General features: G+C 72.5%; 20 protein-coding genes. 9 read left to right on the plus strand and 11 right to left on the minus strand.

Annotated elements, in window-relative coordinates; genetic code table 11:
• The 3 genes from ABZX90_RS42420 to ABZX90_RS42430 form a co-directional block, all read right to left on the minus strand.
• Positions 1-674, minus strand: a 674-nt coding sequence (locus ABZX90_RS42420; protein ID WP_355213574.1) for a biotin/lipoyl-containing protein, incomplete at its 3' end; no start/stop codon positions are given.
• Between the two features lie 144 nt (positions 675-818).
• Positions 819-2,207 (minus strand): dihydrolipoyl dehydrogenase, encoded by a 1,389-nt coding sequence (lpdA, locus tag ABZX90_RS42425; RefSeq protein ID WP_351122193.1) that lies wholly within the window; start codon positions 2,205-2,207, stop codon positions 819-821.
• Between the two features lie 315 nt (positions 2,208-2,522).
• Positions 2,523-4,049, minus strand: a complete 1,527-nt coding sequence (locus ABZX90_RS42430; protein ID WP_351122196.1) for a leucyl aminopeptidase — start codon at positions 4,047-4,049, stop codon at positions 2,523-2,525.
• 344 nt (positions 4,050-4,393) lie between these two features.
• Here ABZX90_RS42430 and ABZX90_RS42435 point away from each other — a divergent pair, with 344 nt between their 5' ends.
• From ABZX90_RS42435 to ABZX90_RS42450, 4 genes are all read left to right on the plus strand, one after another.
• On the plus strand, positions 4,394-6,424 hold the full coding sequence (locus ABZX90_RS42435) for a hypothetical protein (protein WP_355213575.1): 2,031 nt from the start codon (positions 4,394-4,396) through the stop codon (positions 6,422-6,424).
• Between the two features lie 118 nt (positions 6,425-6,542).
• A complete protein-coding gene (gene pelF, locus ABZX90_RS42440; protein WP_355213576.1) occupies positions 6,543-8,066 on the plus strand; it encodes a GT4 family glycosyltransferase PelF in 1,524 nt (507 codons plus the stop codon).
• Positions 8,063-9,691 carry a hypothetical protein gene (locus ABZX90_RS42445; protein WP_355213577.1) on the plus strand — a complete coding sequence of 543 codons (1,629 nt, stop codon included), beginning with the start codon at positions 8,063-8,065 and terminating at the stop codon, positions 9,689-9,691. The genes pelF and ABZX90_RS42445 overlap by 4 nt, the downstream gene beginning before the upstream one ends.
• Positions 9,688-10,434, plus strand: coding sequence for a spherulation-specific family 4 protein (locus ABZX90_RS42450; protein ID WP_355213578.1), 747 nt, complete (start codon positions 9,688-9,690; stop codon positions 10,432-10,434). The genes ABZX90_RS42445 and ABZX90_RS42450 overlap by 4 nt, the downstream gene beginning before the upstream one ends.
• Before the next feature lie 40 nt (positions 10,435-10,474).
• On the opposite strand, the gene ABZX90_RS42455 is transcribed toward ABZX90_RS42450, so the two are convergent.
• The gene (locus tag ABZX90_RS42455) at positions 10,475-11,059 is read right to left on the minus strand and encodes an RDD family protein (RefSeq protein WP_351122211.1); all 585 of its coding nucleotides are present in this window, start codon (positions 11,057-11,059) and stop codon (positions 10,475-10,477) included.
• Positions 11,060-11,210: 151 nt separating this feature from the next.
• On the minus strand, positions 11,211-12,005 hold the full coding sequence (locus ABZX90_RS42460) for an adenosylcobinamide-GDP ribazoletransferase (protein ID WP_355213579.1): 795 nt from the start codon (positions 12,003-12,005) through the stop codon (positions 11,211-11,213).
• A 60-nt stretch (positions 12,006-12,065) separates the two neighbouring features.
• Here ABZX90_RS42460 and ABZX90_RS42465 point away from each other — a divergent pair, with 60 nt between their 5' ends.
• Positions 12,066-12,830 (plus strand): hypothetical protein, encoded by a 765-nt coding sequence (locus tag ABZX90_RS42465; protein WP_351122216.1) that lies wholly within the window; start codon positions 12,066-12,068, stop codon positions 12,828-12,830.
• Here ABZX90_RS42465 and ABZX90_RS42470 read toward each other — a convergent pair.
• From ABZX90_RS42470 to cobT, 3 genes are all read right to left on the minus strand, one after another.
• Positions 12,770-13,471: a hypothetical protein gene (locus ABZX90_RS42470; protein ID WP_355213580.1), complete on the minus strand. Its 702-nt coding sequence runs from the start codon at positions 13,469-13,471 to the stop codon at positions 12,770-12,772. The two genes, ABZX90_RS42465 and ABZX90_RS42470, sit on opposite strands and share 61 nt — an antisense overlap.
• Positions 13,472-13,523: 52 nt before the next feature.
• Positions 13,524-15,320 (minus strand): phosphatidylglycerol lysyltransferase domain-containing protein, encoded by a 1,797-nt coding sequence (locus ABZX90_RS42475; RefSeq protein WP_355213581.1) that lies wholly within the window; start codon positions 15,318-15,320, stop codon positions 13,524-13,526.
• Positions 15,321-15,873: 553 nt separating this feature from the next.
• Positions 15,874-17,133 carry a nicotinate-nucleotide--dimethylbenzimidazole phosphoribosyltransferase gene (gene cobT / locus ABZX90_RS42480; RefSeq protein ID WP_351122224.1) on the minus strand — a complete coding sequence of 420 codons (1,260 nt, stop codon included), beginning with the start codon at positions 17,131-17,133 and terminating at the stop codon, positions 15,874-15,876.
• A 122-nt stretch (positions 17,134-17,255) separates the two neighbouring features.
• On the opposite strand from cobT, the gene ABZX90_RS42485 reads away from it, so the two are divergent.
• Positions 17,256-18,323 carry a class I SAM-dependent methyltransferase gene (locus tag ABZX90_RS42485; protein WP_355213582.1) on the plus strand — a complete coding sequence of 356 codons (1,068 nt, stop codon included), beginning with the start codon at positions 17,256-17,258 and terminating at the stop codon, positions 18,321-18,323.
• Positions 18,324-18,582: 259 nt separating this feature from the next.
• Here ABZX90_RS42485 and ABZX90_RS42490 read toward each other — a convergent pair whose 3' ends face one another.
• The gene (locus tag ABZX90_RS42490) at positions 18,583-19,782 is read right to left on the minus strand and encodes a bifunctional adenosylcobinamide kinase/adenosylcobinamide-phosphate guanylyltransferase (RefSeq protein ID WP_351122229.1); all 1,200 of its coding nucleotides are present in this window, start codon (positions 19,780-19,782) and stop codon (positions 18,583-18,585) included.
• A gap of 113 nt (positions 19,783-19,895) precedes the next feature.
• Here ABZX90_RS42490 and ABZX90_RS42495 point away from each other — a divergent pair, with 113 nt between their 5' ends.
• On the plus strand, positions 19,896-20,108 hold the full coding sequence (locus ABZX90_RS42495; RefSeq protein WP_261706966.1) for a hypothetical protein: 213 nt from the start codon (positions 19,896-19,898) through the stop codon (positions 20,106-20,108).
• A 244-nt stretch (positions 20,109-20,352) separates the two neighbouring features.
• Here ABZX90_RS42495 and ABZX90_RS42500 read toward each other — a convergent pair whose 3' ends face one another.
• Together ABZX90_RS42500 and ABZX90_RS42505 are read right to left on the minus strand one after the other, a co-directional pair.
• Positions 20,353-21,054, minus strand: coding sequence for a methyltransferase domain-containing protein (locus tag ABZX90_RS42500; protein ID WP_351122233.1), 702 nt, complete (start codon positions 21,052-21,054; stop codon positions 20,353-20,355).
• A gap of 83 nt (positions 21,055-21,137) precedes the next feature.
• On the minus strand, positions 21,138-21,764 hold the full coding sequence (locus ABZX90_RS42505) for a DUF3043 domain-containing protein (RefSeq protein WP_351122235.1): 627 nt from the start codon (positions 21,762-21,764) through the stop codon (positions 21,138-21,140).
• Positions 21,765-22,009: 245 nt separating this feature from the next.
• Here ABZX90_RS42505 and ABZX90_RS42510 point away from each other — a divergent pair, with 245 nt between their 5' ends.
• Positions 22,010-22,804: a PspA/IM30 family protein gene (locus tag ABZX90_RS42510; protein ID WP_351122295.1), complete on the plus strand. Its 795-nt coding sequence runs from the start codon at positions 22,010-22,012 to the stop codon at positions 22,802-22,804.
• A 30-nt stretch (positions 22,805-22,834) separates the two neighbouring features.
• On the plus strand, positions 22,835-23,113 hold the full coding sequence (locus ABZX90_RS42515) for a hypothetical protein (protein WP_355213583.1): 279 nt from the start codon (positions 22,835-22,837) through the stop codon (positions 23,111-23,113).
• Positions 23,114-23,709: the final 596 nt, after the last annotated feature.

Below are 23,709 nucleotides of genomic sequence, written 5' to 3' on the forward strand. Positions count from 1 at the left end.
TCTTCGCGTACCAGACATCGAGGTTGCTCATGCCGGCGAAGCGGATCATCGCTTCTCGGTACGAGCGCACGGTGCCGCTCACGATGCGGGCGCGCGGCGGTCTCGTCCTCGCCGACGACGATCTCCAGCAGCACGCCGGCGACCGGCGCGGGGATCTCGGTGTCGACCTTGTCCGTGGAGACCTCGAGCAGCGGCTCGTCCTCCGCGACCTCTTCGCCGACCTGCTTCAGCCAGCGGGTGACGGTGCCCTCGGTGACCGACTCGCCCAGCGCGGGCAGCACGACGTCGGTACCGGAGGCGCCACCGGCCGGAGCGGCGGGGGCGGCGGGCGCGGCCGGGGCCGCGGGAGCCGCGGCGACCGGGGCGGGGGCGGCCGGAGCGGCGACCGGGGCCGGAGCCTCGGCGGCGGGAGCCGGGGCGGCGGCGGGCGCGCCCGTGCCGTCGTCGATGACGGCCAGCTCGGCGCCGACCTCGACGGTCTCGTCCTCGGCGACCTTGATGGACGCGAGGATGCCGGCGGCGGGAGAGGGGATCTCGGTGTCGACCTTGTCCGTCGACACCTCCAGCAGCGGCTCGTCGGCCTCGACGCGCTCGCCCTCGGCCTTCAGCCAGCGGGTGACAGTGCCCTCGGTGACGCTCTCGCCGAGCGCCGGAAGGGTTACGGAAACCGGCATGGTTTCTGTTGCTCCTTATTGGGATTTCCCAAGCTCTCGATCGGGATCGAAAGCTTGGGAAAGGTGCGGAAGTCTGTGGTCGTCGCGCCCTGCTCGACGCGGTGACTGGGTACAGCCGGCGGCCGAGGGACGGCCGGAGGCCGATCAGTCGTGCGCGTGCAGCGGCTTGCCCGCGAGGGCGAGGTGGGCCTCGCCGAGCGCCTCGTTCTGCGTCGGGTGGGCGTGGATGAGCTGAGCGACCTCGGCGGGCAGCGCTTCCCAGTTGTAGATCAGCTGGGCTTCGCCGACCTGCTCGCCCATGCGGTCGCCGACCATGTGGACGCCGACCACGGCACCGTCCTTCACCTGGACGAGCTTGATCTCGCCCGAGGTGTTGAGGATCTTGCTCTTGCCGTTGCCCGCGAGGCTGTACTTCAGGGCGACGACCTTGTCCGCACCGTAGATCTCCTTGGCCTTGGCCTCGGTGATTCCCACGGAGGCGACCTCGGGGTGGCAGTACGTCACCCGGGGGACGCCGTCGTAGTCGATCGGAACGGTCTTCAGACCGGCCAGACGCTCCGCGACCAGCATGCCCTCGGCGAAGCCGACGTGCGCGAGCTGGAGCGTCGGGACGAGGTCGCCGACGGCGGAGACGGTCGGGACGTTCGTCCGCATGTACTCGTCGACCAGGACGTAGCCGCGGTCCATCGCGACGCCCTGCTCCTCGTAGCCGAGACCGGCCGAGACCGGGCCGCGGCCGACCGCGACGAGCAGAAGTTCGGCCTCGAACTCCTTGCCGTCGGCGAGGGTGACCTTGACACCGTTCTGGGTGTACTCGGCCTTCGAGAAGAAGGTGCCCAGGTTGAACTTGATGCCGCGCTTGCGGAACGCGCGCTCAAGAAGCTTGGAGGAGTTCTCGTCCTCGACCGGGACGAGGTGCTTGAGACCCTCGATGACCGTCACTTCGGTGCCGAAGGACTTCCACGCCGAGGCGAACTCGACGCCGATGACGCCGCCGCCGAGCACGATCGCGGACTGCGGGACGCGGTCCAGGACGAGCGCGTGGTCGGACGAGATGATGCGGTTGCCGTCGATCTCCAGGCCCGGCAGCGACTTCGGCACGGAGCCGGTCGCGAGGAGCACGTGGCGGCCCTGGACGCGCTGCCCGTTCACGTCGACGGAGGTCGGGGAGGACAGGCGGCCCTCACCCTCGATGTACGTCACCTTGCGGGACGCGATGAGACCCTGCAGGCCCTTGTACAGGCCCGAGATGACGCCGTCCTTGTACTTGTGGACGGCGGGTACGTCGATGCCCTCGAAGGTGGCCTTGACGCCGAACTGCTCGCTCTCGCGGGCCTGGTCGGCGATCTCGCCCGCGTGCAGCAGGGCCTTGGTGGGGATGCACCCCCGGTGCAGGCAGGTACCGCCGACCTTGTCCTTCTCGATCAGGGCGACGTCCAGGCCCAGCTGCGCTCCGCGCAGCGCCGCGGCGTAACCGCCGCTACCGCCGCCGAGGATCACTAGGTCGAAAACGGTGCTGGCGTCGTTCGCCACGTCACGTCCTCCATGCATGTGCGCCGTGCGCCGGGCACCTGTGTCCCTTACGGGTGGTTGACCGGTCGGTCGGCTGGTGTCCGGCCGCTCTTTCTACGGCCCTGTGGTGGGGGCCCTGTCCTGCCGAGAACCCATCTTTGCACTTGTCGAGGGCGAGCGAGACGCCGGGCCGGTGTCTGGGACGTCTGATCCATCACGTCGACGGGGTGCGGAGCCGGGTGAACCTGCGGATTTCGTCGAGGGCGAAACCTCCGTTCGGCCATACGGACGGCCCCGGGCGAGTCACCGCCCGGGGCCGTCCGTATGTACGAAGGCTCAGCCCAGGTCGCCGGCCGCCGTCAGCTCGGCGAGGCGGACCAGGGTGCGGACCGCGGAACCGGTGCCGCCCTTGGGCGTGTAGCCGAACGGACCGGCCTCGTTGAACGCCGGGCCCGCGATGTCGAGGTGCGCCCAGGTGATGCCCTCGCCCACGAACTCGCGCAGGAACAGACCGGCGACGAGGCCGCCGCCCATGCGCTCGCCCATGTTGGCCATGTCGGCGGTGGGGGAGTCCATGCCCTTGCGCAGGTGCTCGGGCAGCGGCATCGGCCAGGACTCCTCGCCGACCTCCTCGGCGGCGTCGACGATCGAGGCACGGAAGGCGTCGTCGTTGGCCATCACGCCGAAGGTGCGGTTGCCCAGCGCCAGCACCATCGCGCCGGTCAGCGTCGCCACGTCGACGATCGCGTCCGGCTTGTCCTCGGACGCCTTCCACAGCGCGTCCGCGAGGACCAGCCGGCCCTCGGCGTCGGTGTTGAGGACCTCGACGGTCCTGCCGCTGTACATGCGCAGCACGTCACCCGGGCGGGTGGCGGAGCCCGACGGCATGTTCTCGGCGAGCGCGAGCCAGCCGGTGACGTTGACCTCCAGGCCGAGGCGCGCGGCGGTGACGACGGCGGCGAAGACCGCGGCGGCGCCGGCCATGTCGCACTTCATCGTCTCGTTGTGCCCGGCGGGCTTCAGCGAGATGCCGCCCGAGTCGTAGGTGATGCCCTTGCCGACGAAGGCGAGGTGCTTGGTGGCCTTGGCGGAGGTGTACGACAGCTTCACCAGGCGGGGACCGGCGACCGCTCCGGCGCCGACGCCGAGGATGCCGCCGTAGCCGCCCTTCGCCAGGGCCTTCTCGTCGAGCACCGTCACCTTGATGCCGTGCTCCTTGCCGGCCGCGGTGGCGACGGCGGCGAAGGACTCCGGGTTGAGGTCGTTCGGCGGGGTGTTGACGAGGTCGCGGGCGCGGTTGAGCTCCTCGGTCACGGCGGTGGCGCGCGCGATGGCCGCCTTGTACGCCGCGTCCCGGGGCTTGCCGCCGAGCAGCGTGGCCTCGCCGAGCGGGCCCTTGCCGTTCTTGGCGGCGTCGCCCCGGCCGGTCTCCTTGTAGGCGTCGAAGCCGTACGCGCCCATGCGGGCGCCCTCGGCGACGGCACCGGCGTCGGCGGCGTCCGTGATCGGCAGCGCGAAGGCGGCCTTCTTGGCGCCGGCGAGCGCGCGGGCGGCGACACCGGCGGCACGGCGCAGCGCTTCGGCGTCGAAGCTGTCGTCCTGCTCGGGAACCGCTCCCAGGCCGACGGCCACCACGACGGGGGCCTTGAATCCGGACGGCGCGGGGAGCTTGGTCACCTCGCCCTCGGACCCGGTGGCGCCGAGGGTCTCCAGGATTCCGGCGAGCCCGCCGTCGTACGCCTTGTCCACGGCCTCGGCGCCCGGTGCGACGACCGGGCCCTTGGGGCCCTTCGCGACACCGACGACGATCGCGTCGGCCCGCAGACCGGACGCTGCGGCGGTGCTGAGAGTGAGAGCAGTCACGGTGGTGAGATCTCCGCTTCCATTGAAGTTCTTGTGGCCGAGTGGGGTGGGTCGACCGGGCCCGACGGCTGACCCTAGATCCGTCCTCGGGGGCGGTCCTTACCGGGGCCCCTGCCAGGGCGGGCGAGTACCCGGGACGAGCCTACGCTCGGGGCCGGGTTTCGCTCATTTCTGCGGACGTTCACCCGCAAGTGGCGCCGTGCTGGATTCCCGCCCCTCACTCCTGGTGACCTGAGACACACTCATCGTGTTCCAGTGGGCATGTCGCCCACTGCTTCGCACGATTTCCACAGATTCTCTACGTTTTCCACCTGTAGGGGATCTCTGAGGGGGAGGCGCCACATATGGCACAAAGTCTGCATCGCTGGAGAGGAACGGCCGCCGTCCTGGGGGCCGCCGGACTCCTGGCGCTGGGAGTGGGGGCACCCGGCGCGTCCGCGGCCACGACACCGCGGATCGATCTGAAGGTCCTGGTCGTCGACAACGGCGCGGGCCAGGTAGGGGCCATCACCGCGGAGCTGAAGAACTCCGGCATCCCGTACACCACGGTCGATCTGGGCGACGCGGGCCGCCCGACCATCAACGCGACGTTCCTGAGCGACACCGTGAACGGCGCCCCGCGTGCCAAGTACCAGGGTGTCATCCTGCCGAACGAGCTGCCGTTCGGCCCGGGTTCGGCCGAGCAGACCGCGCTGGAGACGTACGAGAGGACGTTCGGCATCCCGCAGGTCGACGCCTACACCTGGGCACACCCCGAGGTCGGGCTCGACTACACCGACCAGAACGGCGGCTGGTCCGGCGTGCTGGACGGCGTACAGACCCAGGTCACCGCGGCGGGCACGACCGGCCCGTTCCGCTACCTCGACGGACCGCTGACCTTCGAGGACAACGACCCGGCGGCGCAGGAGACCTACGGCTACGCGGCCCACCCGAGGGACGGCTTCACCAGCTACCTGAACGCGCCGTCCGGCGGTTCGATGCTCGGGCAGTACGAGCACGACGGGCGCCGCGAACTCGTGGTGACCTTCGCGTACAACCAGTACCAGAAGCAGTTCAAGGTCCTCGCGCGCGGCATCGTCGAGTGGCTCACCCAGGGCGTGCACCTCGGACAGAGCAGGAACTACTTCTCCGTCCACGTCGACGACGTCTTCGCGCCCGACGCCCGCTGGGACTCCGAGCGCAACTGCACGCCCGGCGACATCGACTGCGCGGGCGGTGACGGAGAGGACACGACCACGCCGATCCGGATGACCGCGGCCGACGCCGCCTATGCGGCGCAGTGGGAGGCCGACCACGGGTTCACGCTCGACATGGTCTTCAACGCGGGCGCGGGCGAGGAGTGGAAGACCGAGAACGGCGGCACGGACGCCCTCACGGACAGGCTCCTGGCCGACAAGGCCAAGTTCCGCTGGATGAACCACACCTACACGCACCTGTTCCTCGGCTGCGTCCAGGACACCACCACCGTGCCCTGGACCTGCTCGAAGAACGCCGACGGCTCGACGAAGTACATGAGCCGGGCCGACATCTCCGCGGAGATCTCGAAGAACAACAACTGGGCGGCCTCCCACGGCCTCGCCACCGACCGCACCGAGCTGGTGACCGGCGAGCACTCGGGTCTCAGGACGCTGCCCCAGCAGCCCGACGACAACCCGAACCTCGCGGGCGCCCTCAACGCGAACGGCGTCAAGTGGACCGGCTCCGACAACTCCCGTGAGCCCGAGCAGCGCGCGGTCGGCAACAACGCGCTGACCGTGCCCCGTTACCCGATGAACGTCTACTACAACGCCGGCAAGGCCGAGGAGATGGCCGACGAGTACAACTGGATCTACACCTCGCAGGCCGACGGGGGCAGCGGCATCTGCGAGAACAACGCCACGTCCACCTGCCTGCCGGCGCCCCTGAACACGGCCACCGGCTACGCCGACTACATCGTCCCGATGGAGGCGCGCACCGCGCTCGGGCACGCCATCGGCAACGACCCGCGCCCGCACTACGTCCACCAGTCCAACCTGGCCGAGGACCGCATCCTGTACCCGGTCCTGGACAAGGTGCTCGCCGACTACAAGGCCATCTACGCCGACAACGCCCCGCTGCAGAACCCCCGGCAGAGCGCGATCGGCACCGAGCTGCAGCGCCGCGCCGCCTGGCAGGCGGCCCTGGCGAACGGCAAGGTCACGGCCTACCGCGTCGGCAACACCGTCACCGTCACCGCTCCGTCCGGGACCCAGATCCCGGTGACCGTGCCCGAGGGGACCAAGAAGCAACTCCTGCTCGGCACGGCCGCGTTCGGAACGCCGTACGCCGGACAGCGCAACGACTGGACCAAGCCGGAGCTCCTTCAGTCCGCACTCAAGCTGAACCTGCCCGCGTAAGCACGGCAGCTCCGCGGCTCGACGCGCACCCCGGTCCGACCGGCCGGGGTGCGCGTCGAGCCGTGCACCGGGGGCCGGGGGGCTCTCCGGAAGAAACAGTCCCAGGGGGGAACCACGCATGATGCGCACCGGCCGTCATGTCACCATGCTCACCGAAGGCACCTATCCGCATGTCCACGGCGGGGTCAGCACCTGGTGCGACCAGCTGGTCAAGGGCATGCCGGAGGTCGACTTCCACATCGTCTCGCTCACCGGCAGCGGCCGCGAACCCGTGACCTGGGAGCTGCCGCCCAACGTCTACCGCCACACCTCGGTGCCGACCTGGGGGCCACGGCCCGGACGCGCGCGGGCACCGCTGGGCCGCGCCCTGCGCCGTTTCACCGAGACCTACGAGCGTCTCCTGCTCGCCTTCCTCGACCCCGACTCACCCGAGGACTTCGGCGTCGCCCTGTACGAACTGGCCGAACTCGCCCGCGACGGACGCCTCTCGGCCGCCCTGCGCACCGAGTCGGCGCTGCGGTCGCTGATGTTGCTCTGGACGATGCCGCATCTGCCGACGGCCGCCGCCCGGCCCACCGTGCACGACGCGCTCACGGCGACGGACCTGCTGGAGCACGCGCTGCGCCCGCTCGGCGTCCGTGTCCCCGAGGACTCCGTCGCCCACGCGGTCAGCAGCGGCCTCGCCACGCTGCCCGCCCTCGCCGCGCACCACCTGGACGGGGTCCCGTTCCTGCTCACCGAGCACGGCATCTATCTGCGCGAGCGCTATCTCGGCTACCGCGGCCTCCAGCAGCGCTGGCCCGTCAAGGCGTTCATGCTCGGCTTCTACCGTGAGCTGAACTCCCTGGGCTACCGCGCCGCCGACCTCATCACCCCCTGCAACCAGTACAACCGCCGCTGGGAGGAGCGCGGCGGCGCCGACGGCGACCGGATCCGCACCGTCTACAACGGCGTCGACCCGCACGCCTTCCCGCACGCGGGCCCCGAACCCGCCGTGCCCACCCTCACCTGGTGCGGCCGGGTCGACCCCATCAAGGACCTGGAGACACTCCTGCGCGCGTACGCCATGGTCCGCGCCGAACTCCCCGACACCCGGCTGCGGTTGTTCGGCCCCGTGCCACCCGGCGGGGAGGCGTACAGAACCCGCCTGGAGAAACTTGCCGCCGAACTGGGCGTCACCGACGGGCTGACCTTCGAGGGCCGGATCACCGAGGTGTGGCGCGCCTACGCGGCCGGCCATGTCGTCATGCTGTCCTCCATCTCCGAGGGCTTCCCGTTCTCGATCATCGAGGCGATGTCCTGCGGCCGTACGACGGTCTCCACGGACGTGGGCGGGGTCCGTGAGGCGGTCGGCGACACCGGCATCGTCGTCCCGCCGCGCGAGCCGGAGAAGATGGCCGCCGCCGCTCTCACCCTGCTGCGCGACGACGAACGACGGCTGGACCTCGGCGAGTTGTCCCGCCAGCGGGTCATCGACCGCTTCACGCTGCGTCGTTCCGTCGACGCCTTCAGGACGGTCTACCAGGAACTCGCGGGCCGGCCCGAGGTGTACGAGCCCGCCGTGGAGACCGTCGCCGACTGGACCCTCGAACTGCGCGACCCCTGGTACCAGGCCGTCGCCACCGACGGGACCGGCTGGTGAGCGGCGCCCTGCGCACCCCGCCCGGGGCCCACCAGGACACGCGTCCCCTGGTGCCGGGCCGGCGTCGCCCGGCGAACCGGGCGCAACCCGGCCCGATCGACGAACTCGTCGAGAACCTCGGGGAGTTCGTGTCCGCCGCCGTCCACCCCGACGAGGTGGCCGCACTCCTCGAGTCCGACGGCCTGTCGGACGACCAGATCCGCGAGCGGTACGGCGTCACGAACTCCTTCGCGCTCGCGGAGGAGCTGTTCGAGCGGGTCGGCCGGGACTATCCCGAACCACAGGACCCGCCCCACGACCCCTGGCGGATCGGTCTCCTCGGCTGCCTCCTGCGCGGCATCGTCTTCGCCCTCCCCGGCCTCGGCTACGTCCTCGCCGCCCCGCTTCTCGCGGGGCCCAAGGGCGCGTTCGGACTCCCGGCCGGCACTGTTCCGATGCTCGCCGGTGCGCTGTGCGGCTGGACCTGGAACCAGGGGCTCGCGCACCGCGCGTACACCTGGATGGGACTCGGCGACCGCACGGCCGCCCGCCGCGCGCTGCTCGTCGGTACCCCGGCCGGTGTCCTGCTCGGCTCCCTGGTGGCCCTCGCGGCGGCGGGCTCGGCCGGCGGGGGCGCCGTCGCCTTCGCCGCCGGGCAGTCCGGCTATCTCGGCGCGGCCACCGTTCTGCTGGTGATGGGCCGGGAACGCACGCTGCTCGCCGCCCTGACACCCATGACGGCGGGCGCGATCGTCACCGTGTTCCACCCGGTCCCCGACCTGGCGCGTGTGGCCCTGCTCCTGGGCTCGCTGGCGGCGGTCGCCCTGCTCGGTCTGCTCGAAGTCGCGCCCGCCGTCAGAGAGCTGGGGGAGGGAAGCTGGGGCGCCGGGCTTCTCGCGCTGCTGCCGTACAAGAAGCTGCGGGGCGGGGCGGAGCCGTCCGGGCGGGCCGGCGAGCCGCGGGCGGCCTCCACGGGCCGGCCGGCTCCCGGGAAGCCCGAGGCCGCCCCGGCCCGCCTCGGGGGTGTCGCCGGGCGGCTGCGCGCCCGCCGGTCCGCCCCGCGCCGGCACGCCGGAACCCTTCCGTACGCCCTCTTCGGGCTCGGCAGCGGTGTCCTCGTGCTGTACGCGGCGCTCGGAGACGTCCTGACGGGAGCCCGTACGGCGGTCGCCGCACCGGCCGCGGTCGCCCTGACGCTGAGCATGGGGCCCGCCGAGTGGCTGCTGTTCCGGTTCCGCAGCGGGAGCCTCGCCGGGCTGCGTTCCAGCACGTCGGCGAGGAGCTTCCGGCGGGCCACCGCCGGCGCTGTCGTCCGGTGCCTCGCCGGCTACCTCGCCGCACTGCTCGTGCTCGGACTCGGCACCTCCGCGCTGTGGCCGCACGCGCCCGCGACCGCGGACGGGGTCCGGCTCGCCGGACTGCTCCTGCTGGGTGTGGTCATGTGGACCGGGCTGCTGCTCCAGTCCTTCGGCGCCGTCACCGGCACGGCCGCCGTCGTCTGTGCCGCCGCCCTCACCCAGACCGCGGCCCTCGCGACACACACGGGTGACGCGCACTGGGTGGGCCTGATCGTCTACGGCACGGCGGCCGGCGCCCAGACCGCGCTCGTCTGCGCCCTGCTGGGAAAGGTGACGGCCCACCGATGAACCCGCTGAACCCGCCGGACACAGCCGCGCACGGATCGCCCGCCGCCCCCGCCGCAGCCCGTGTGCCCGACGCCGCCCGTACGCCCGGCACTTCGAAGACCCTCCTCGTCCCGTACTACGAACACCCCTTTGTCCGCCCGGCCGAATGGGACGCGCTCCTCGCCGCCGCACCCGGGGTGTACGGCGTCGTGCTGAACCCCGCCAGCGGACCCGGCGACCGCCTCGACCCGGCGTTCGCGGCGGTCGCCGGGCGGCTGCGCGCGGCGCACGTCCGGGTGCTCGGGTACGTCGACACGGACTACGGGCGCAGACCGCTCGCGGACGTCCTGCGCGAACTGACCCGGCATCGCGACTGGTACGGCACCGACGGCACGTTCCTCGACCAGGCGGCCGCCACGGAAAGCGGGTTCGGGTACTACCGGCGGCTGGCGGCGGCCGCCCGGGGGCTCGGCCGCGGCACCCTCGTCCTCAACCACGGCACGGCACCGCACCCCTCGTACGCCCGCATCGCCGACGTACTCGTCACCTTCGAGGGCACCTGGACGAGTTACCGCAGGAGACCCCCACCGCCGTGGACGGGCGCGGGGGCGACCCTCTGCCACCTCGTGCACGGGGTACCGGCCGGCGTCGATCCGGCGGTACTGGCCCGGGAGCGGGGGGCCGCCCTGTACTGCGCGGTCCCCGGCGCGGGAAACCACCCCTGGGGTACCTTGCCCAACGCCGTGGAGCAGCCCGCCCCGTGAACGCCCGCCGTCTTTCTGGCGCTGAAGCCGGGTTCGACGCTCAGTAGGGGCGAACCGGGGCAGTGGCGCCGGGCAGGCCCAGTCCGAGGCCCGTCACCGCGGTGCCCGCCAGCCGGTCGGCCAGGGAGCGGCGGCTCGGGGCGAGCACGGGCAGCGCGTTCAGGAAGAAGATCGCGACGGCGACGGTCCACGCCAGCACCGAGAGCGCGAACTCGCCCTCCACCAGCAGGATGCAGGCCAGCGCGTAGACGGCGACATCGGCGGTCGTCGTCACCGCCGCCCGCAGCGCCGTACGACGGGGAGCGGCCGGCGTGACCTTGAGGCCGAGCAGGGCCTTGCCGACGGTCCGCCCGGTGAGGGCGAGGGCCGACCACTGGTAGAGGAAGGTCGCGGCCACCAGCAGCCCGAAGGCCTGCTCCACGTCCCGGACCACCTTGCCCCAGAGCGAGAGTCCGAACCCCTCGGAGGCGCCGACGACGTCGCCGCGCGAGGTGAGGAGGTCCCAGCCGCCGCGCGTCGCGAGATCCGGCACGTCCGTCACGAGCGCGGAGACGCGGTGGAAGGTGAGCACGGCGAGCGCGGACGCCGCCGCGAGCACCAGCGCGAAGTCGATGAACCACGCCATGAAGCGCCGAGATTTCGGCAGTGACGGCACGCTCTGCACAGACGTCCCCCGATCACGTTCCGTTGTCTGTTCGGCGGCTCAGATTAGTGGCGGCGCCGGGCCCGCGGCGGCCTGCCCCGGTGATCGTTCCAGGCCGGTGACAGAACGGTGATCAGCCCAGCGACAGAACCACGAGCGCGGTCGTCGCCGCCGTCTCCGCGAGGCCCCCGAACACATCGCCGGTGACACCGCCGAAGCGGCGGACGCAGTGCCGCAGCAGCAGTTCGGCGGCCAGGCAGGCGGCGCCCGCCGCCACCGCGGCGCGCACGATGTCGTACGTCCCGACGAGCGCGCCGCCGCCCGCCGCCGCGCCGGTCACGGCCACCGCCACCAGCAGGGCCCCGCGCGACGGCACGGTGCCCGCGACCGCCGCGCCCAGGCCCTCGGGGCGGGCCGCCGGCACCCCGGTGCGCGCGGCGAGCGTGAGGGCGAGGCGGGCCACGGTCGCCGAGACGACGGCCGCGAGGACGCCCCGGGCCCATGAGGAGTCGTACGCCTGGGCGAGTGCGGCCACCTGGGCGAGCAGGACGAACAGGAGGGTGATCACGCCGAACGGGCCGATGTCCGACTGCTTCATGATCCGCAGCGCTTCCTCGGCGGGCTTGCCGCTGCCCAGTCCGTCCGCGGTGTCGGCGAGACCGTCGAGGTGCAGACCCCGGGTGAGCGCGGCCGGCACGGCGGCGGTGGCCACGGCCGCGAGCAGCGGGCCGGACCCCATGGCCAGCAGTGCCACACCCACCAGGGCCGCGCCCGCCCCGACCACGAGACCGGCCAGGGGAGCGCACAGCATGCCGCCGCGCGCAGCGTCGCGGTCCCAGCGCGTCACCTTCACGGGAAGCACGGTGAGGGTGCCGAAGGCGAAACGGAGGCTGTCGGCGAGAGGGGCCCCGGAGGCGGTCTTGGACATCGGCGCAGGCTACCCGGACGCCCGGAGGGCGGATACAGCGGCGATGGATAAAGTTCGCATATGGGTCATTGGTTGCAGCGGAACATCATCGAACCCGGGAAACTCCCCCTGTTGCTGGCGCTGGCCTCGTTCGTCCTGACCTTCGTGGTCACCCGTTCCATCGTGCGGCTCATCCGCGCCGGGAAAGGGCCCTTCGGCAACGTCAAGGCCGGCGATCTGCACATCCACCACGTGGTGCCCGGCGTCGTGCTCACCGTGATCGGCGGCTTCGGCGCGGTGGCCAGCAGCCGGTACGGGTTCTGGCCGTGCGTGTGCGCCGTGGTGTTCGGCATCGGAGCGGGCCTCGTGCTCGACGAGTTCGCGCTGATCCTGCACCTCGACGACGTCTACTGGACCGAGGCCGGGCGCAAGAGCGTCGAGGTCGTGGTGGTCACCGCGGCCATGGTCGGTCTGATGCTCAGCGGCTTCTCACCGTTCGGCGTCAACGACACCACCGACCAGGAGGAGCAGAGCCGCGCCAGCCTGATCGTGACCATCGTCCTGAACTTCCTCTTCGCGCTGATCGCCCTGAGCAAGGGGAAGGCGCGCACGGCCATCTTCGGGGTGGTCGTTCCCCTCGTCGCCCCGATCGGCGCGATCCGGCTGGCCAAGCCCGGTTCGCCGTGGGCCAAGCGCTTCTACCGGCGCCGGCCGCGCGCCCGCGCCCGGTCCAGACTGCGCTTCTACCGGCACGACCGCCGCTGGGCGGGCCCCAGCCGCAAGGTTCAGGACTGGATCGGCGGCAAACCCGACCCCGAGCCCGCCCGCTCCCTGCCCGAACGGTGATGACGTACCGCGGAGAGGCAGCACACCACCAGCACCGCGCCGATGGCCGCCAGATGCTCCTTGCCCGCCAGGTTGTCCTTGAGGAGCACCTCGACCACCATGGCCCCGATCACCACCCCCGCTGTCACATACGCCCGGTAGCGCCAGCCCAGGAACACGGCGAGGCCCACCACGGCCGCCGAGGGGCCGGTGTCGACGACCTGAGCGTCCGCCCCGGGCAGCCCCAGCGGATGGTGCGGGCCGAGCGCGATGCCGACCCGGGCGTACAGCGTCCCGGCCAGCGTGGCGACGTACGCGATGACGAGCGTGCGCCACCAGCCCAGACAGATCTCGGCGATCCCGAAGACGATCAGGATCTGCGCGAGCGCGCCCCACACGGGAAGATCCAGCGCCGGTACGAACAGGGAGAGGGGAGTGCGGAGCAGGGCGAGCCACAGCGGTTCCTCGGCCCGGACGGAGCCGGTGTCCTGCACCAGCTGATAGCCCCAGGACTGGTTCTGGACGAACTGGAGGACGGCCGTCAGGCACACCGCGCCGAGGGTCATCGGGACCGCCCGCCACCGCCTCGTCACCAGGGCCCGGCGCACGGTGGTGTACAAGAGACCCCACTCGGCGCGGGCCCAGCCGGCGAGCGTGCTCATCCGGTCGTCCCCACGACGCTCCTCACGTCGGCCCTCGGTGCCCTCGGTGGGATCATCTGTGCGACTCCAGGTGCTTGCGGTGCAGCCACTTCGGCAGGCCCGGCGCCTCCAGGAACCCCTCGGCGCGCGCGGACGCGACACCGATGCGCAGCAGGTCCGCGCTCTTCTCGAAGAGCAGGAACCGCGGCTCCCAGATGGGCCGGTACTTGGCGTTGGCCCGGTACAGCGACTCGATCTGCCACCAGCGCGAGAAGAAGCTGAGCAGCGAGCGCCACAGCCGCAGGACCGGGCCCGCGCCGAGACGCGCGCCACGTTCGAAGACCGAACGGAACATGGCGAAGTTGAGCGAGACCTGGGTGATCTCGATCTCCCGGGCGCGCCGCAGGAGTTCGATCACCATGAACTCCATCAGCCCGTTCTCCGCGTCGCGGTCGCGCCGCATCAGGTCGAGCGAGAGCCCGCCGGGCCCCCACGGCACGAAGGACAGCACGGCCCTCAACTGGCCCTCGGCGTCGGTGCATTCGAGCATCACGCAGCGACCGTCCTCGGGGTCGCCGAGCCGGCCGAGCGCCATGCTGAAGCCTCGTTCGGTCGCGCCGTCGCGCCAGTCGTCCGCGCGCTTGAGCAGATACGCCATCTCGGCGGCCGGGATGTCCTCGTGCCGTCGGATGTTCACCCGGTATCCGGCCCTCCTGACCCGGTTGTAGGCCTGCCGGACGGTGCGCATGGCCCGTCCTTCGAGGGTGAACTCGGCGGTCTCGACGAGGGCTTCGTCGCCCAGTTCGAGTGCGTCGAGACCGTGCCGGGAGTAGATCGTGCCCGCCTCCTCGCTCGCGCCCATCACCGCCGGGATCCAGCCGTGCTCCCGGGCCTCGGCCAGCCAGGGCTCGATGGCGCCGGGCCATGCCTCGGGATCGCCGATGGGGTCGCCGCTGGCCAGGGAGACCCCGCCCACCACGCGGTACGCCACCGCCGCCTTGCCGGTGGGCGACCAGACCACGCTCTTCTCCCGGCGCAGCGCGAAATAGCCCAGCGAGTCCCGGTCGCCGTTGCGGTCGAGCAGCGCGCGCAGCCGCTTCTCGTCGTCCTCGGTGAGCGGGTCGACCGCGCGCCGGGAGCGGAAGGCCGCGTAGAGGACGGCGAGGACCAGCAGGGTGCTGAGCACGTTGATGGTGACGTTGACCCAGTTGGGCGTCGAGATCCCGGGGTAGTGGGAGTCGTCGGCGGCGACCGAGACGAGCCGCAGGGTGCCGTAGCGCCAGCGGTCCAGGAAGGTCGAACGGTGCGCGTCGTGCGCGTCGTTGGTGACCGTGACAAGCAGCGCGGCGAGCAGCGAGGTGACCAGCAGTCCGCCGGCCGCGACGGCCGCGGCGAGCTTCGGATTCGACCGGTCGCCCTTGGCGTAGAACTCCCGGCGGCCGACAGCCAGGGACCCCACGAAGGCCGCGGTCAGTACGAGCGAGACCCAGTTCTGCGGGTACTGGCGGATCTCCGGGAACGCCATCGCGACGGCGAACAACAGCAGGAACAGCCCGCTGAGCACGGAGTTGAGGATCCACGCGGCCCGCTTGCGCCGACGCGTCGTGATGGCCAGGAACATCGTGAACACGCCGGAGGCGAATCCCGCGGTCAGCAGGTACGGCGTGAAGTAGTTCTCGGTGTTGTGCCGTCGTACGTCCTGCCCGAGCGAGACCCACACGGCGCTCAGAAAGTTGATGAACGTGACCCCGCGCAGGTACCAGACGGCGAAAGCGGCGGACCGCCGAGAGGCAGCCGTGGACCGCCGGTCCCCGTCACTCCGGCGGGCCGACGCCCGTTCCTGGTCAACGGCAATTCGGGCATATCCCATAAAGCGCGATGATATGGGGCATTGCGGCCGGTGCGGCGGAGGGCCAATGCGGGTGGTGCCCACCGGGCGACGGCTCCTCATCCTCGCCCTGCCGTCCTGCCCCGGCCGGGGTCCGGATCCCGGGCCATCGCCCGGCCCGCCCCGGTCGCCCACGCCTCCCGGCCGAGGGCCGGAGAGCAGGCGTCGGGCCTGGGTGCCCCTCTCGGGGCGGAGGTGGTTGGCCCCGGTCCCGGGGGATCTGCCGCCCGGAGTCCCGGGGGCCCTGCGTCGCACGGGGGCGCGCCTTCGAGGTGGAGGCGGTCGGCTCGGTCGGTGAATTTCCCGGCCGGGTCGGAGAGGTCGGGCTTGGGCGCCCTCTGGGGGCTGGGGCGGCTAGCCCCGGTCCGTGGATCTGCCGACCGGGGTCCCGGGGAGCCCTGCGTCGTGCGGGGGTGTGCCCTCGGGGGTCGAGGCAGGTGGCTCCGGTCGGTGAATTGACCCGGCCCAGCCCGACCCGGCCCAGCCCGACCCGGCCCAGACGGTCGGCGTCGGGCTCGGGCTCGGAAGCCGTCGGCTACTCGTCCCGCCCGGGGGTCGCGGCGTCGGTGTCGGGCCCGGGCGCGACCTGAGGGGCGGGGCCGGACCCGGCGTCAGCCTCGGGCTGGGGGTCGGGCTCGGTGTCGGTCCCGGACTCGGGGTCGGACTCGGTCCCGGGGGCGGGTTCGGCGGTGGGCTCGGAGTCCGGCTCGGAGTCCGGCTTGGGGTCCGGTTCCGGGGCTGTCTTCGGAGAGGGCGCCTCCGGCAGGTCCGCCGCGAGGCTCGCCGCGGCCTGGACCAGCGGCAGCGCGAGCAGGGCACCCGCCCCCTCGCCCACCGTCACCCCGTGGTCGAGCAGCGGTTCGATGGCCATCCGGTCCAGCGCCTTCGCCTGCGCCGGTTCCCCGCTGCTCTGCCCCGCCAGCCACCAGTCCGGCGCGCGGAAGGCGACCCGCTGGCCGACCAGCGCGCACGCGGCCGACACGACCCCGTCGAGGATCACCGGCATCTTCCGCACCGCGCTCTGCAGCAGGAACCCGGTCATCGCCGCCAGGTCGGCCCCGCCCACCGTCGCGAGCAACTGCAGCTGATCCCCGAGTACGGGCCGGGCCCGCCGCAGGGAGTCGCGCACCGCGGCGCACTTGCGCATCCACATGAGGTCGTCGATGGCCTGCCCGCCCCGCCCGGTGACGACGGACGCGTCGGTCCCGCAGAGCGCCGCGATCAGGACGGCCGCCGCCGTGGTCCCGCCCACGCTGATGTCGCCGAGCACCACCAGATCCGTACCGGAGTCCGCCTCTTCGTCGGCGATGGCGACTCCGGCGCGGAACGCGGCCTCCGCCTCCTCCAGGGTCATCGCGTCCTCGACGTCGATCCGGCCCGAACCGCGCCGGATCCGATGCCGCACGACCTCGTCGGGCAGCCCCTCGGGATCGGCCTCCAGCGCCATGTCGATCACACGCACCGGCACGCCGAGCCGACGGGCCAGCACCGACGCGGGACTCGCGCCCTCCAGGACCGCCCGCACCAGCCGGCCGGCGCTGCCCGCGGGACGCGCCGACACGCCGAGGGCGGCGATCCCGTGGTCGCCCGCGAACAGCACGACACGCGGGTGCTCGATCGGCCGCACCGGCACCGCGGACTGCGCCGCCGCCAGCCACTCACCCAGGTCGTCGAGGCGGCCCAGCGCACCGGGCGGCACAATCCGGCGCTCCCGGTACGCCTCGGCGTCACGGCGGACGCCTCCGTCGGGACGCTCGATCAGATCGGTGAAGTCGTCGAGATTAAGCGAGCTCATTCGCCGAACAGTACCGGCAGCGATCGAACACGTCCGCGCCACGTCGTTGCGCTCCGGATCCCTTTCACATACGTACCGTTTGTGTCGGATTGTCGTACGGCTCGTCCCCGACAGGAGCGCCCATGCCCCCGCCCCCACCGCCGATCGCCGAACGCCGTGCCGCCTACGCGGCCGAACTCGCCCAGGGCACCGGCCGGTTCCACGAACCGCGGCGCGCCGACTGCCCCTGGTGCGGCTCGAAGCGGCTGCGCACCCGGCTGCGTACGCCGGATCTGCGGCAGCGCAAGCCGGGGACGTTCGTCGTCGACGAGTGCGGGGACTGCGCCCACGCCTTCCAGAACCCCCGGCTCACCGCCGAGGGGCTGGCCTTCTACCACCGGGACTTTCGCGAGGACGTCCACGAGAGCCTCGCCGAACGGCTGCTCGGTGCCCGCGGCGGAGCCGGACACCACCTCGCGGCGGCCCGCGCCATGCTGCGCTTCCCGGAGCCGGAGAGCTGGCTCGACGTCGGCACCGGGCACGGGCACTTCCCGGAGGCGGCCAAGGAGGTCCACCCGTACACGTCCTTCGACGGGCTCGACCCGACACGGCGCGTCGAGAAGGCGCGGGCGGCGGGGCGGGTGGAGGAGGCGCACGTCGGGCGGCTCACCGACCCGCGGATCGCCGAGCGGCTGCGCGCCCGCTACGACGTCGTGAGCATGTTCCACCATCTGGAGCACATGCCCGACCCACGCGAGGAACTGCGCGCCGCGCTGGAGGTGTTGCGCCCCGGCGGACACCTCCTCGTCGAAGTCCCCGACCCCGACTGCGCGTTCGGCGTGCTGCTCGGCAAGTGGTGGGTGGCGTACGGCCAGCCGCGCCATCTGCACCTCATGCCGCTGCCCAATCTGCTCGGCGAGCTCGAATCCCTCGGCTGTGTGGTCGTCGCGACGGACCGCCGGGAGCCGCACATCCCGCGCGATCTCTCGGGCGCCCTCGCCCTGGCCCTCGGCCGCGCCCTTCCCGGCCTCGACGCCCCGTGGCGTCCGGCGCCCCCGACCCCCCTCCAGCGCACCGTGCGGCTGGCCCTGACCCGGGCGTCCGCCCCGCTCCTCGCCTCGACCGCCGCGCTGGACCATCTGATGGCCCCCCTGCTCCGCCGCACCCGCTTCTCGAACGCGTACCGCATCGTCGCCCGCAAGGAGGCCTGAGAACCGCCTCCCGCCCCCGCCCGCTCGCGGCGAACCGGGAACGGGTGGCAGCGAGCCGGGAACGGGCGGCGGCGAGCCGGCAACGGGTGGCAGCCGGCCGGGAGTGGCGTCCGAGGTGAGCAGGCGACGGGTGTCCCTGCCGGGACGGGCGTTCAGAGGGGCGACGGGGCGTCCGGGCCGGGGACGGGCGGCAGCGAGCCGGGGACGCGCGTCCGAGCGGGCCACGGACACGCGTCCGTCGGCGGAGAGCGGGCCCCGCTCAGCCCCGCAGCTTCAGCGCCTGGCCCGCCACCACCAGCAGCACGTGCTCGCACTCCCCGGCGAACGCCGCGTTCAGGCGCCCGAGTTCATCGCGGTAGCGGCGTCCGGAGGCCGTTGCGGGGACGATGCCGGAGCCGACCTCGTTGGAGACGGCGACGACCGTGCGGCGGGTGTTCCGGACCGCGCCGACGAGCTCCTCCACGCGGGCGCGCAGGGCGCGTTCGCCGCCCCCGGACCACTCGGCGTCGTCCCAGGCGTTCACGGAGTCCATGGCGTCCGTCAGCCACAGCGAGAGACAGTCGATGAGCAGGGGCGGGCCGTCCTCCGCGAGAAGGGGGACCAGGTCGCAGGTCTCGAGGGTGCGCCAGGAGCCGGGCCGCCGCTCACGATGGACGCTGACGCGCGACGCCCATTCGCTGTCCCCGTTGCGAGAACCCCCGGTGGCGACGTACAGGACGTCGGGGAAGGTCTCCATCCTCCGTTCCGCCTCCACCGACTTGCCCGAACGCGCTCCGCCGAGCACCAGCGTCCTGCGCGGCACATCGGGTACGTCCTCGTAGACGCCCACGTCGAGCGTCGTCCCGTCCGGGACCGCCCGCGCGCCCGCCGCGGCGAGCCGCCGCCGCAGTTCGGGACCCGGGGGCACGTCGTGGTCGAGGTGCACCGCGATCACGTCCGTCGTCGGGTCGACCGCGCCGACCGCGCGCAGCTTCGCCAGCGCGTCCGGCCGCCCCACCACGTCGAGGAGCACCATGTGGTAGGCATCGCCGTTCTCGTCCAGACCGGCCGGCGCCGCGCCCGGCGGCAGATACAGCAGCCGCTGCCCGTCCGGGCCCGTCACCGCGTACCCCGTGCCGGGCGCGTCCATCGGCACCGCCCGCACCCGGTGTCCCGTCAGCAGCGCCAACTCCCGTCCGTCGGGCACCCGCCCGGGCTGCGGCAGCCCGGCCGGCACCTCCACGGCGGGTCCGTCGTGCGGATGCGAGAGCAGTACCTGCCGTACGCCGCCCAGCGAGTGTCCGGCGCGGGCGGCCGCGAACGCGGCGCCGGGGGTGAGGTCGAGCAGCAGTGTGCCGTCCACGAGAAGCGCGGTGGCGGCCCGCGCCCTCTCGCCGAGCGCGGTCGCGCAGGCGGCGCAGGGACAGTCGGGGCGGGGCAGGCCCGCGGGGGCACCGGTGCCGAGCAGAGTCAGTTCCACGTCGTCGATTTTTCCGTGTCCCCGCACGTCTTGCGCGTCCGGCTAGGCTTCGGACGGGAGCGGGATCTTGTCCGGCTTCCGCTGTGCAGTGTGCTCACACCTTGGAGGCGTACATGGCGGCATGGACGTGGCGGTTCGAGAAGTCCGACGGGACAGAGGTCCAACCCGCGGTGCAGCCCGAGGAGTTCACCACCCAGGGTGACGCCGAGTCCTGGATCGGTGAGGTGTGGAAGGACCTTCTGGCGGGCGGCGCCGACCAGGTGTTCCTCTTCGAGGACAGCACGCAGATCTACGGTCCGATGAGCCTGCACGCCGAGCCGGAGTAGGCCGGTCGGGGTTGCCGGGGGCGCACCCCGGCAACCCGCCCGTGGTCCGCCGCGCCCCTCGCGCGGGCGGCATCGCCGGGTTCCTCGGCGGCGGTCGTCCGGCTGCCCGGACGACACCCCCGTCGTAAAGCTCTACCAGGAGACCCCGTCGTCCGGCTCCACCAGAAGACCTTTCCTCCGGCTCCACCAGGAAGCACGTCCGGCGGACCGCCCGGTCGTCCGGCGTCGCTCCGAGGGCGATGCCTCAGCCCCGCACGCCGCACAGGTGCAGCAGCGCCGCCACCTGTCGGTATGGATCCGTCCGCCCGGCCCGCTCCTCCGCGGCCAGCAGCGTCTCCACGTCCGGCGGAAGCGGCGTGCCGTCGGCCGCCGTGTCCGTGAAGACCCGCACCCCGTACCAGGCGTGCAGCGGCGCCCCGATCCCGGCGAGCGTGCCGGTCAGCGTGGCGAGCCGGTCGGCGCGGACGTCGAGCCCGAGCCGGTTCGTGTACGCGGTCGTGTCGAACGAGGCCAGCGTCGTCGCCCAGTCCCCGCCGAGTCCGGGCCGCATGGCCAGCGCGTCGGCGTTGCGCACCAGCAGCGAGAGCAGCCCGCCCGGGGCCAGCATCCGCGCCAGGCCCGCCACCAGCGCGTCCGGTTCCTCGACGTACATCAGGACGCCGTGGCACAGCACCACGTCGAAGCTGCCCGGCAGGAAGTGGACGCCGGTCTCGCGCCCGTCGCCCTCGATGAGGCGCACCCGGCTCCGGATGCCCTCGGGCTCGGCGGCCAGTGCCTGACGGGCCGCGGACAGCATCGTCGCGTCCTGTTCGAGCCCGGTCACCTGATGGCCGGCCCGGGCGAGCCGCAGGGCCTGGGTGCCCTGGCCCGTCCCGACGTCGAGCACCCGCAGTCGCTGCCCCACCGGGTAGCGCCCGGCTATCTGCTCGTCGAGCTGCCGGGCCACCAGTTCCTGTCGTACGACATCACGCAGCCCGCCCAGCTTGTTCAGCCAGGCATCCGCCGCTCCCCCGGAGAAAGACGTCGTGCTCAGGGCCGCTCTCCGCGCTTGACCTGCGGCTTCGGCAGCCGGAGTCGACGCATCTGGAGGGTACGCATCAGCGCGTAGGGGACCGCGCCCTTCTTGGGCAGGTCCGGGAAGCGCGTGTTGAGCTGCTTCTTCAGACGGATCGCGATGCCGATCGAGTCGACCACGATCATCACGATGACGACCAGCCACAGCAGGAGCGCGATGTTCTGGAGCGAGCCGATCCGCACCATGCTCAGGACGAGGATGACCACGGCCAGCGGCAGGAAGAACTCGGCGATGCAGAATCGCGAGTCCACGAAGTCGCGCGCGAACCGGCGCACCTGGCCCTTGTCGCGGGCGGGCAGATAGCGTTCGTCGCCACTGGCCAGCGCCTGGCGCTGCCTCTCCATCTGGGCACGGCGGTCGTCACGCTGCCGCTTGGCCGCCTCCTTGCGCGTCGTCGGCGTCTGGGCGACGCTACGACGCTGGGTCTGGGCCTCACTGCGCTTCGGCGTGGGGCGGCCCTTGGGGGCCTGCGGATCACGGGTCACTTTGGAGTCGGTCACCGGCGCCTTGTCGGCGGGGGCCTTCTCTTCCTTCGCACGGCTACGGAACACAAAACCCAAGGGTACGGGGTCGGCGGGCATGGACGTCGTGCGAGTGGGGAACGATCCGGCAACACCGTGCGTCTGTAGGGGGACAGAGCGGGCGTCGCTCCGGGTGGACCCCGGGTGTCACCTACTCCCTGCGCCGGAGTGGTGGAGAGCGCAGTCGTCCTTGGGGATGAGCGCATCCGTCCCCGAACAGTGCGGTAATGGATGCAGGGCCCGTACTGTGGGTCCTGTTGCAGTACCTGGAGCTGGAGTCCGTCAGAAGGGGGCGCGCGAAGCCCATGAGCGGTGTCATGAAGCGTATGGGGATGATCTTCCGCGCGAAGGCGAACAAGGCCCTTGACCGGGCCGAGGACCCGCGCGAAACCCTCGATTACTCATACCAGAAGCAGCTGGAGCTGCTCCAGAAGGTCCGGCGCGGTGTCGCCGACGTGGCGACCAGCCGCAAGCGCCTCGAACTGCAGCTGAACCAGCTCCAGAACCAGTCCTCCAAGCTGGAGGACCAGGGCCGCAAGGCCCTCGCGCTCGGCCGCGAGGACCTGGCCCGAGAGGCGCTGTCGCGCCGCGCCGCGCTCCAGCAGCAGGTCACCGACCTGGAGACGCAGCACCAGACCCTGCAGGGCGAGGAGGAGAAGCTCACCCTCGCGGCCCAGCGTCTGCAGGCCAAGGTCGACGCCTTCCGTACGAAGAAGGAGACGATCAAGGCCACGTACACGGCGGCCCAGGCACAGACCCGGATCGGGGAGGCCTTCTCCGGCATCTCCGAGGAGATGGGCGATGTGGGGCTTGCCATCCAGCGTGCCGAGGACAAGACCGCGCAGCTCCAGGCACGGGCCGGCGCGATCGACGAGCTGCTCGCCTCCGGCGCTCTCGACGACCAGTCCGGGCTGGCCAAGGACGACATCCAGAGCGAGCTGGACCGGCTCTCCGGTGGTACGGATGTAGAGCTGGAGCTGCAGCGCATGAAGGCGGAGCTGGCCGGCGGATCCTCGCCGCAGCAGGCGATCGAGGGCGGCTCGGGCCAGCCCAAGTCGTCGTCGCAGCCCCAGGACACACCGCGCTTCGACAAGCAGTGACCGACCGGGCCCACGCCTGAGGAGGGCGACATGATCGTACGGATCATGGGGGAGGGGCAGGTGAGGCTGGACGACGGCCACCTCACCACCCTGAACAAGCTGGACAACGAGCTGCTCACCGAAATGGAGAGGGGCGACGAGACCGGCTTCCGCCGCACCCTCGGAGCTCTCCTCGACGCGGTGCGCCGCGCCGGGACCCCGCTCCCCGACGCCTCGCTGGAGCCCTCGGAGCTCATCCTCCCGTCTCCGGACGCCACGCTCGAAGAGGTCCGGGAGATGCTGAGCGACGACGGCCTGATCCCCGGCTGAGCCCCACCTCCCCGACCGAGCCCACCCGCTCGCGCGGACCCCGCGGAACCGGGGAGGGCCGGCGAGCGGGCAGGGCGGCCGAAGCCCGAGGCATCACGCCGCGGGCCTGGCCCACCCACCCCGACACCACAAGGCCCCCCGTCCCCGCACGGCCCGTCGTCCCGCCCGGCCCGCAGCCCGACAAGGGCAGCGAGCGCGGCATGGCATCACGGCTCGGCCCTCGGCCGGGCGAGAGCGCACCGTGCCGTCCGCCGGCCCGGCGGGCCCCGTCCGCAGCCTGGCGAGGCCGGTCTGGTCCTGGGCGCTCGGCGAGGGCGGCCCCGCCTTGGCTCGGCCGGGCGACAGTGCACCGCACAGTCCGGAGGCGCGGCGGGCCCCGGTCCGTAGCTGGGCGAGGCCGGTCGGCCCCTGGCGCTCGGCGAGGTCGGCCCTGGCCCTGGCCCCGGCCGGGCGAGAGCGCACCGTACCGTCCGCCGATCCGACGGCGAGGTCAGCCTGGCCCTGGCCCCGGCCGGGCGAGAGCGCACCGTACCGTCCGCCGATCCGACGGCGAGGTCAGCCTGGCCCTGGCCCCGGCCGGGCGAGAGCGCTCCGTA

Source organism: Streptomyces sp. NPDC002935 (assembly GCF_040611295.1).
Lineage (GTDB): Bacteria > Actinomycetota > Actinomycetes > Streptomycetales > Streptomycetaceae > Streptomyces.

Coding starts and splice junctions, on each gene's coding strand:
- ABZX90_RS42435 (WP_355213575.1), top strand. CDS start 4,394: ATGGCACAAAGTCTGCATCGCTGGAGAGGAACGGCCGCCGTCCTGGGG.
- pelF (WP_355213576.1), top strand. CDS start 6,543: ATGATGCGCACCGGCCGTCATGTCACCATGCTCACCGAAGGCACCTAT.
- ABZX90_RS42450 (WP_355213578.1), top strand. CDS start 9,688: ATGAACCCGCTGAACCCGCCGGACACAGCCGCGCACGGATCGCCCGCC.
- ABZX90_RS42455 (WP_351122211.1), bottom strand. CDS start 11,059: ATGGCGTGGTTCATCGACTTCGCGCTGGTGCTCGCGGCGGCGTCCGCG.
- ABZX90_RS42460 (WP_355213579.1), bottom strand. CDS start 12,005: ATGTCCAAGACCGCCTCCGGGGCCCCTCTCGCCGACAGCCTCCGTTTC.
- ABZX90_RS42465 (WP_351122216.1), top strand. CDS start 12,066: ATGGGTCATTGGTTGCAGCGGAACATCATCGAACCCGGGAAACTCCCC.
- ABZX90_RS42470 (WP_355213580.1), bottom strand. CDS start 13,471: ATGAGCACGCTCGCCGGCTGGGCCCGCGCCGAGTGGGGTCTCTTGTAC.
- ABZX90_RS42475 (WP_355213581.1), bottom strand. CDS start 15,320: ATGGGATATGCCCGAATTGCCGTTGACCAGGAACGGGCGTCGGCCCGC.
- cobT (WP_351122224.1), bottom strand. CDS start 17,133: ATGAGCTCGCTTAATCTCGACGACTTCACCGATCTGATCGAGCGTCCC.
- ABZX90_RS42485 (WP_355213582.1), top strand. CDS start 17,256: ATGCCCCCGCCCCCACCGCCGATCGCCGAACGCCGTGCCGCCTACGCG.
- ABZX90_RS42495 (WP_261706966.1), top strand. CDS start 19,896: ATGGCGGCATGGACGTGGCGGTTCGAGAAGTCCGACGGGACAGAGGTC.
- ABZX90_RS42505 (WP_351122235.1), bottom strand. CDS start 21,764: ATGCCCGCCGACCCCGTACCCTTGGGTTTTGTGTTCCGTAGCCGTGCG.
- ABZX90_RS42510 (WP_351122295.1), top strand. CDS start 22,010: ATGAGCGGTGTCATGAAGCGTATGGGGATGATCTTCCGCGCGAAGGCG.
- ABZX90_RS42515 (WP_355213583.1), top strand. CDS start 22,835: ATGATCGTACGGATCATGGGGGAGGGGCAGGTGAGGCTGGACGACGGC.